General features: G+C 43.7%; 10 protein-coding genes and 1 pseudogene. 8 read left to right on the forward strand and 3 right to left on the reverse strand.

Annotation, left to right across the window (positions count from 1 at the left end):
• On the reverse strand, positions 1-615 hold a 615-nt coding region (locus tag C1709_RS00020; RefSeq protein WP_146035429.1), incomplete at its 3' end, for a transposase.
• Positions 616-763: 148 nt separating this feature from the next.
• On the opposite strand from C1709_RS00020, the gene C1709_RS00025 reads away from it, so the two are divergent.
• Positions 764-1,603: a nucleotidyl transferase AbiEii/AbiGii toxin family protein gene (locus tag C1709_RS00025; protein ID WP_245836858.1), complete on the forward strand. Its 840-nt coding sequence runs from the start codon at positions 764-766 to the stop codon at positions 1,601-1,603.
• 18 nt (positions 1,604-1,621) lie between these two features.
• Here C1709_RS00025 and C1709_RS00030 read toward each other — a convergent pair whose 3' ends face one another.
• Positions 1,622-2,521 carry a transposase gene (locus tag C1709_RS00030; protein ID WP_146035427.1) on the reverse strand — a complete coding sequence of 300 codons (900 nt, stop codon included), beginning with the start codon at positions 2,519-2,521 and terminating at the stop codon, positions 1,622-1,624.
• Between the two features lie 22 nt (positions 2,522-2,543).
• A complete protein-coding gene (locus C1709_RS00035; RefSeq protein WP_102284950.1) occupies positions 2,544-3,122 on the reverse strand; it encodes a transposase in 579 nt (192 codons plus the stop codon).
• Between the two features lie 141 nt (positions 3,123-3,263).
• Between C1709_RS00035 and C1709_RS00040 the strand changes: the two genes are divergently transcribed.
• From C1709_RS00040 to C1709_RS00070, 7 genes and pseudogenes are all read left to right on the forward strand, one after another.
• The gene (locus C1709_RS00040) at positions 3,264-3,416 is read left to right on the forward strand and encodes a hypothetical protein (RefSeq protein ID WP_232503644.1); all 153 of its coding nucleotides are present in this window, start codon (positions 3,264-3,266) and stop codon (positions 3,414-3,416) included.
• A 5-nt stretch (positions 3,417-3,421) separates the two neighbouring features.
• Positions 3,422-3,538: pseudogene (locus tag C1709_RS00045) on the forward strand (helix-turn-helix domain-containing protein); the annotation flags it as partial.
• Positions 3,539-3,678: 140 nt separating this feature from the next.
• Positions 3,679-4,680 (forward strand): type IV toxin-antitoxin system AbiEi family antitoxin, encoded by a 1,002-nt coding sequence (locus tag C1709_RS00050; protein ID WP_102284952.1) that lies wholly within the window; start codon positions 3,679-3,681, stop codon positions 4,678-4,680.
• Between the two features lie 219 nt (positions 4,681-4,899).
• On the forward strand, positions 4,900-5,463 hold the full coding sequence (locus C1709_RS00055; RefSeq protein ID WP_102284953.1) for a helix-turn-helix domain-containing protein: 564 nt from the start codon (positions 4,900-4,902) through the stop codon (positions 5,461-5,463).
• The gene (locus tag C1709_RS00060; protein ID WP_102284954.1) at positions 5,460-6,722 is read left to right on the forward strand and encodes a site-specific integrase; all 1,263 of its coding nucleotides are present in this window, start codon (positions 5,460-5,462) and stop codon (positions 6,720-6,722) included. The genes C1709_RS00055 and C1709_RS00060 overlap by 4 nt, the downstream gene beginning before the upstream one ends.
• A gap of 346 nt (positions 6,723-7,068) precedes the next feature.
• Positions 7,069-7,494: a helix-turn-helix domain-containing protein gene (locus tag C1709_RS00065; RefSeq protein ID WP_102284955.1), complete on the forward strand. Its 426-nt coding sequence runs from the start codon at positions 7,069-7,071 to the stop codon at positions 7,492-7,494.
• Positions 7,495-7,610: 116 nt separating this feature from the next.
• The coding region (locus C1709_RS00070) for an IS1182 family transposase (RefSeq protein ID WP_102284972.1) at positions 7,611-8,995 on the forward strand (1,385 nt) is incomplete at its 3' end.

An 8,995-nucleotide genomic window follows, 5' to 3' on the forward strand; every position in this document is an offset into this window, starting at 1 on the left:
TCCAAAGTGGAGCCTTCCCATTTTCTTGATCCAGCGTGCCTCTCCGTCCACATTGGGCTTGAGTTTCTCCTTGAGCATAGCTTTCTCGGATTTTAACTTACCCGTTTCTTCATCCCTGTCCTCAACAATCTCATACTCCTTGCGACCACGTGGACGACGGGGACTGTCGGTAATGCTGGCATCGACGATAGCCCCACGTTTGACAATAACACCTTGTTGTTCTAATTGACGGTTAATCTCATTCAGTACCATGTCATAAAGGTCTGCATCTACAAGAATGTTACGGAAACGACATACCGTCGTACTGTCAGGGGCAACATCTTCCAGGCCCAGTCCTACAAAGCGGCTGAAAGACAAACGATCGTTAACCTGCTCCTCAACCTCACCATCACTAAGGCCATACCAAGTACGGATAAGTTCGGTTTTAAAAAGCACAAGACTATCATAGCTCGGACGACCAGTTGCCTTGTTACCTTTGGTGTAGGCGATTTCAATAATACCACGGATTGGATTCCAATCGATAATTTTGTCTATCTGAGAAAAGAAGGTCTGCTTGACCTTACGCTGACCGACTAACAGATCGGCAAAGCTGAGAGAGGAGAGTTGCTGTTTCATACGATAAAGGTACGAAAAAATAATGATATAAGCAAATTTCTAAACTAAGAGTTTTGCAGAGGTCTCGGGACAACATCCAAGATGCTTATGGTGTTCCATATTTGTACCAAGACTTTCGTAAATCGTTGATTATCAGCACATATTAGATTTGAGGAAGAAGATTGGCAACCCCCTGTTGGTTGAACTGCTAAGAAAAGTCAGTCATTGTTTTGCTGAGATTGGGCAGGATTTCTTTGTTATCGGGGCTACTGCGCGAGATATTTTAATTCGGCAGTTAGTAGGTATAAGTTCAGGGAGAAAGACGAGGGATTTAGACCTCGCCATAGCCATTCCCGATTGGGATGCATTCGAAGAGATTAAGCGGGCATTATTAGCACAAGGGTTTCAAAAAGACGGACAGATGTATCAACGGTTCTATGATGGCGACTACGAAATGGACATAGTACCATACGGAGATATAGAAAGAGAAGATGGATACATATACTGGCCTCCTGAGGAGGATATAGCTATGTCCGTTAAGGGGTTTGCTGATGTGCTGAGTGATGCTATTACCGTAACGATTGACAATGAATTTGACATCAAGATAGCATCGTTGCATGGATTATTTGTATTGAAGTTCAATGCTTGGTTAGACAGGAATATCCAAACGAATAAAGATGCCGTAGATATGGCATTCATTCTGGAAAACTATTTCATTGCTAACTTGAATAGGAACTTGCATGCAGAAGTGTATGATTGGGAAGACTTTGATGAGATTGTTGTCGGAGCTTATTGGCTTGCTTATGACATTGTTGGATTTCTATCAAAAGAGCATCTTTTCCACTATAAGCAATGTCTGGGGAATGAGATAGAGAAAAGAGAAAATAGCAGGCTGATACAACAGGTTATAGATAGTAGCAGTGTTTTTTCTTATGAGAAACTGCTCCTCGCATTTCAAAAAATGATTGCCGTATTTGATAAAGTTTTGCATGATGAAGATTCAGATTGAAAGCTTAAGTAGGGTCTGCTAATTTATTTCTTTCATACAGCCTTGTGGTGTGGGTAATACAGCCTCCATGCTGTCAAAAATGCTCATAATTCTCTTTTGGAAGGTCTTCAAGCCCGATTTTTCGAAAAAGAGACAAAGAAGTCCCCTTAGGAACTTCATGATGTTCCTAGCGAAAAAGCAAGCTCCTATCCAAGTGTCAGCCGTTTGGTCAAGTTTCGCTCGGATGTCGTTGGCTCGGTAAACTCTCTTGGTTGTTCCAAATGTGCCTTCCATCTCATTTCGCTCGCCGATGGCTCTCTTCTTGTCCTCTGCGTGTGTGTCGTTCTCTTCCTTGGGCCGCCTGCCCAGTGGGCGGTTGTAGCAATTGACATGGCAGGACTTGATGTGCTTCCTGTTCTCTTTCCCCAGATAGAGCTTGTCGGCCTGAATCTCCCTGGGCAGCATGCCAAAACGCCTTTTGTAGAGTTCCAGCTGCATGCCGAGGTCGGATGATTCGTTATAGGCATCCCAGCTGACATGGTCCACATAGGTGTAGCCGTTGACGATGCTGGCACCAACCTTTGCCCCGAACTCGACCTTGGCCTTTGCCTTGCCCCTGACAATGGGACGGAGATGCGGCTGGTAGATGCTGATGATGCGGTCGGCACATCTGCGGACGTTCTGCTCGAACATCATTTTTTGCTGTTCATACATCTTGAACGCTGCCTGAAGACACTTGTAGTCATGACGGCTGAAGCAAGTAAGAAGTGTGCTTGACTGTTTGCCCAGGAAATCAAGAAACAGCTGGAAGTCTGCCTGCAGGCATCGTATCTGGATTAGTTTTGTCTTGTCAATCAGTCTCTTCCCCTTGCGTTTCTTCTTAATCAGTCCGATGAAGGCCTGGCGGGCTTCCGTGCGGTGGGTCTGCGGTTTCTTCACCTTGTAGCATGCGCAGAACTTGTCAAGCAAGGCGGTCTGTCAGCCTGCTGCCGTCCTCCAACAGGTTGGAATCCGTTGGATAGCGCACCTCGGCGTCGCAGCATGTGGCGTCAATCTTCATCGTACCGCCGTGATCGTTGCCGTCCTCGTCGGTGTGTTCCTTCTTCGGCTTGCTCCCGTCTGTTTCCGCCAGCATCAGGGTCAGCATGTTGAAGAAGTCATGATCGGGTCGCTTGCGGACAAGGACGAACAACCCTGGAACGAATACCGGTCTTTCCGTAAACTTCTCAAGCCCAAGCAGGTACTGCATGTAGGGGTTCTCCTGAATGGCTTGGATGGTTTTCTCATCGCTCAGTTTTTCCACATGCTTCACGATTAGCGCTCCCACCACCATGCGGGCAGGCTTGTTGCCGGCACCGTTGTGACTGTTCCTCAGACGTTTGTTGTATTCCCTCTCTATCCTGTCCCAGGGAAGGTGGTCGGCCAGCTTGACCCAGCGGTTGGATTTGCTCAATCCCGAAAGTGACTCCTGAAGTTCAAACAGGTCGTGACTGCGATATTGTGAGTAGTATTTCATCTCGATTCTTGAATGTTTTAACATCCAAAGGTAGTCATTTTGGGCGAATTGACCAAATTTTATACAACATAAATAGTTAATTGCCAGATAGTTAAGGTTTATTAGCAGACCCTAAATAATCAGATAAAGAAGAAATATATAGCACCAAAAATTACGATTTTTGAAATGGGCGAACCTGTACTGGCAGCAACTTCGTCAAGTGAGAATCCGAGGATGGAAGTCGGAGTAGACGACTGGATCGATGATGAAGAAGTAAACTCAACAAATGCAAAACATTTTTTTCATGTCTGGGAAGATGAAAATAGAGAAGAACTTTAATGATTAAGATACTTTACAACTTGGTTTGGGCTGGAAAAAATTCTTATCTTAAAGCCAATGACAGATTACTTTTCCTTCGGAAAGAGACAGATGAAATGCTACGGAAACAAGGGAAAAGGTAGGCATCCGTTCATTATTTAATGCTTGTTCAACAAAATTGAACAAGCATTAAATAATGAACGAAAAAATTTGCAGTTTGATTTTTGTTCACTATCTTTGCAGTGTTCAATCCTATTGAACGACTATAAATATTGAACAAGATATGTATGGAATACAGATTATAGATCAGGCGGTCAGTGCGATAAGGAGACAGTGGGAGGATTCTCAAGGTGTCATAATCGATGCGCTTCAGCCGGAAACGCCTTCGATGAAACAATACGTCAGAATTATGGGCATAGAGTTCCGATGCCTTGTTGAAAATGAGATAAATGGAACAAATATCCTGCGCATTGAAGAAAAATCAAAGAGCTGTATGGGGACTTACAAGGGACCTGTCATATTGGTTGCAAGATATGTACAGCCATCTGTCTATGGAACTTTGCGTAAAATGGAACTTAACTTTGCTGACACGGCAGGTAACTACAATATACAGTACACGAAGGGCAGGAAAGTGATATTCCACCTTTCTCACACAGGGGAGAAAGCCCCTGTGAATAACAATAAAAACTATCCTATATTCCAAGAAGCAGGCCTGAAGGTAATCTTTTATCTTTTGCAAGCTCCTGAGAATGTGGGTAAATCTTTTCGGGAAATCAAGGAGTATAGTGGAGTTTCGATAGGTACTGTCAAAAATGTGATTGATGAATTGAAAGTCCGTAAGTTTATTCTCGTAACTCAGAAGAAAAGAGTTCTGAAAAAACGTCGTCTTTTGCTCGATTTATGGTCGGAAAACTATCATCAGATATTAAAGCCTAAGTTGCTGTTGAAGCAGCTGGATTTTCGCACGCCAGAACAAAAAGAAAAATGGGAAGAAATAGCATTGCCAAATGGTATGTTATGGGGTGGAGAGTGTGCATCTAATTTATTGAATGGTTACCTTACTCCGGAACTTTTTGAACTCTATACAGAGACACCTTTCTCCAATCTGATGAAGACCGGCGCAACAAGGACTACCGAAGGAGTTATTTATGTATATCAGAAGTTTTGGAAAGGCGATGTAATGCCCTGCATTTTGATATATGCCGATTTAGTAAGTAGCGGAGACAGCCGTTGTATTGAAGCTGCAAATAAATTATTAAAAGATGAACTTTCAGATTTCGAGTAAGTGAAGTAGTCCGAGATAACAAGCAATAATTATCGGAAATCAAATCCGTGTAGCTCAATGAGTTACACGGATTTTCTGTTTTAAGGGGTTTGGAGTTTGTTATCAATTCCTATCGATTTCTATCCAAGACATGTTCCATATTTGTACCGCGACAAAAAAGTCGTAAACAAGCGACTAAAATATACTTATAAATAACAAACATTAAATTAGTTCAGAATTATGCCAGGTATTGCATTAGAAATCAGACGGAAATGCAAAGTGTGTGGGAAAGTCTTCATTGCGAAGACACTTGACTCACAATTTTGCTGCAAGCGTTGTGGTGACGTGTTCCGTAAACGGCAACTCGACGCAAAGAAAAGAGAAGAAACATTGTCTCGTATCATCCTTCAGATTCCAGATGCCAGAGAATACATCTCGGTCAAGGAAGCTGTTGCTATCTTTGGAGTTGAACGTGACACCATCTACAGGCTTATTAGGAAAGGAAGAATCCCAGCTATAAACCTTGGGACTCGTCTTACAAGAATCAAACGTGAGGATTTGGAGAAGCTTATTCCCACGCGCGATACAATTAAAGCAGAAAAGGCCAAAACTATGCCCAAACTATACAATCTCGAACCTGAGAATTGCTATACTGTTGGAGAAATCTGCAAGAAGTATCACATCAATGACAGTTCCGTATGGGCCCATGTTCGTAAATACTCTATCCCATCAAGACAGATAGGCAACTTTGTCTATATACCTAAAGAAGAAATTGATAACCTCTATAAATCAGACGTAAAATGAAGAAAGCAATGCTCCACACCAAGGTGTCCGTCAAACTCCGCAAATCAGAGTTACGCGATGAATGGTATCTTTACCTTGAAGCCTATCCTGTGTTCAAACCAGGCCATGACAAGCCTTGTCGCGAACGCGAGTATCTAAACCGTATTATCACCACCCCTATGTGGGACAAAACTCGTCCTGCCCGTATAGATAAGGATGGTGTCCAGACCTATAAGCCTAAACGGGATATGAATGGCATCATCATCTGTCGTTCAAAGACAGACCGTGAAACATGTATCTTTGTTGACAATGTGCGTAATCTCCGTCAACATGAATACGATAGTGCAGAACTCTACACTGATACAGACCAAGAAATGGTTGAGAAGAAGGCCAAAGGACAGGTAAACTTCATCGATTATTTTGCAAAAGTCACTGAAACCAGACACAAGAAAAGTTCTAAGTCTATCATCGTCAATTGGAATAGAGTGCAGGAACTCATGAAGATCTACACGGAAGGCAAACCGCTTCCATTCTCCAAGATTGACCTACGACTTATAGATAGTTTCAAGACGTTCTTGCTAACAGCTCCACAAGGAGGTGGTAAGTCTGGTATCATTTCTCAAAACACGGCATCCACCTATTTCTCTATATTCAAGGCAGCTGTACATCAAGCGTTTATTGACGGTTATCTTGATGTTGACCTTGCTGCAAAAGTGAAGGGTGTACCAGAAGAAGAGAGTCGCCGAGAATATTTGACCATCGAAGAACTTAACCTTCTTGCTGCAACTCCTTGTAACTATCCCATGTTGAAAAAAGCTGCCTTTTTCAGTGCGTTGACTGGACTTCGGCATTGCGACATCCGTAAGATGACATGGCAGGAGTTGTCAAAAGAAGGAGACCACTACCGCATCAACTTCACTCAAGAGAAGACAGGAGGTGTTGAGTATATGCCTATTTCAGAGCAAGCCTATCTCATCTGTGGTGAACCACAGGAACCTGACAGGCTCGTATTCGAGGGATTGCAAGACCCGTCTTATATCAATCGACCTGTCAAGGTATGGGTTGAAGCAGCTGGCATCAAGAAACACATCACGTTCCACTGCTTCCGGCATTCGTTTGCCACCAATCAACTTACAGAAGGAACAGATCTCTACATAATATCAAAGATGATGGGACATACAGATATCCGCACCACGCAGATATACGCCAAGGTCGTTGACTCCAAGAAAGAGGAGGCAGCACAAGCCATCAAGCTCGATCTTCAAAGCGACGTGATATAAATCCATCAGATACCCTACATAGGTTAAACCATTTATGCAACAGCAAAGGTGGCTTAACCTGTCTTTTAACTTTCATTCATACGGAATAGCCTATGGAAGTGCCCCGTAAGCCATTCCGTATCTCAATTATTTTCGATTTCTATTGTTAAATGATGTTTCTGAAACCACCTGATTTCAAGCGGTTTCGGTTATTTGTTGATTGTTGTTAATACGGAACAGCATACGGAAGACTTCACTCCATTTTTCTGCCCTTGCGAAGGGCATTTTATCGCACTATCTTTGCAGCCGAATTCAAATAAACGCTGACTGCGCAGTCGCAAAGTATTAACAACAAATTTCATTTAATATGGAAGAAAGAAAACATACGTCGAATGGCGTTCCCACCTTTGACATGATTCCCATGCTGATGGCGAATCTTCTCGAAGACAACAAGATTCTGTCAGCAAAGATTGATGCCCTCAACAGAAAAATTTCGGCATCTGTAGGTAATAGTAAGGACGATGACCAGCGCATGGATGTAAGCGAAGCACAGAAGTACATTCCTGGTCATCCCGCAGTTCAGACCATCTACGGCTGGACATCCAACAATATGATACCATATCATAAGGTTGGCAAGCGCATCTATTTCGTCAAGTCAGAACTTGACGCCTGGCTCTCAAAGGAGCAGCACAAGTCTCAGGAGGACTTGCAAAAAGAAGCTGAGGAATATGTGAACAATCGGAAAAAACAACTATTACTGTCCGCTAAACTTTTGGGTAAGATACAAATTTAGGGGGTGTGTCAAAATTGGCACACCCTCTTTTAACATATCACAAAGCCCGAACTTTCACAAGCACGGGCTTTGCCATTCCATATTTTTTTTGTACCTTTATGGAAAGAATTTATAGTATGTCAAAGGTACAATTTATTCCCAATCTAAGCAAGGAAATCCTGCTTTTTCCTTCAAGAATCGACGAAGATATCGCCGATGACGCTCCGGTACGCATTATCGACCATGTGCTTGACAAGATTGATATCAGCAACATATTGAAACTTTATCATGTAAAAGGGCGTAATGCATTCTATCCCCGTATGATGCTCAAGGTGATCATCTACGCCTACATGAACAACATTTATTCTTGTCGCCGCATAGAGGAATTGCTAAAACGCGATATCCACTTTATTTGGCTTGCTGGCTACAACAAGCCTGACTTCATCACCATCAACCGATTCCGCAACCGTGTGAAAGACGAGATTTCAAACGTGTTCACACAGCTGGTTCTTCTGTTGGCAGAGAAAGGTTTCATCACACTTGACGTGGAGTATGTCGACGGCACGAAGATAGAGTCCAAGGCCAACAAGTACACCTTTGTCTGGCGCAAGAACGTGGAGCGCAACATAGACAAGCTCAAGCGTCAGCTTGCCGTGCTCCTGTCTCAGGTAGACGACGTTATAGCCCAGGACAATGCAAGCAAGACCGAGTCAACCGGGATAACCCCAGCTATGGTCTGCGAGATAACATCACGTCTAAACGAGGAGCTATCGAAAGAAGCGCCACAGACAAAAGAGGCAAAGAAAGCATTGCGTGAGAAAAAGAAGCAGATAAAGGAGATAGAGAAAAAGGCGGCCTCTCTTGCAGATTATGAGCAGAAGAAGGAAACGCTCGGCAAGAGAAACTCCTTCAGCAAGACGGACCCCGACGCCACCTTCATGCGCATGAAGGAGGATGCGATGAACAATGGACAGACCAAACCTGGATACAATCTACAGATAGGCACCGAGAACCAGTTCATCCTCAACTACGCCTTGTTCCCCAATCCCACAGACACTCTGACATACATTCCATTCATGTACTCCTTTGCTGCACGCTATGGACATCTGACAAGCACTGAGGTAGCTGACTCCGGCTACGGCTCTGAGGAAAACTACCGCTTTATGGAGGAGAACGGTATCGAGGCCTACGTCAAATACAACATGTTCCACAAAGAGCAGCGTATGCACTATGCACCGGGTCCATTTCATCAGGACAGCTTCTTCTACAATGCCGGACAAGACTATTACGTATGTCCAATGGGGCAGCACATGGAACGCATTGGCACCAAACGCGACAAGACAGCGAATGGATACCAGACGGAAAGCGCAAGGTACAGAGCCCAAAACTGCGAAGGATGCCCGCTTAGAGGATCTTGTTTCAGGGCTAAAGGCAACAGAGTCATAGAAGTCAATCACCGCTTGAAGGAATACAAGCGCAAAGCATCAGAAAGGCTGACATCTGAGGTCGGAATAAAGCATCG

It is taken from the genome of Metaprevotella massiliensis, assembly GCF_900241015.1.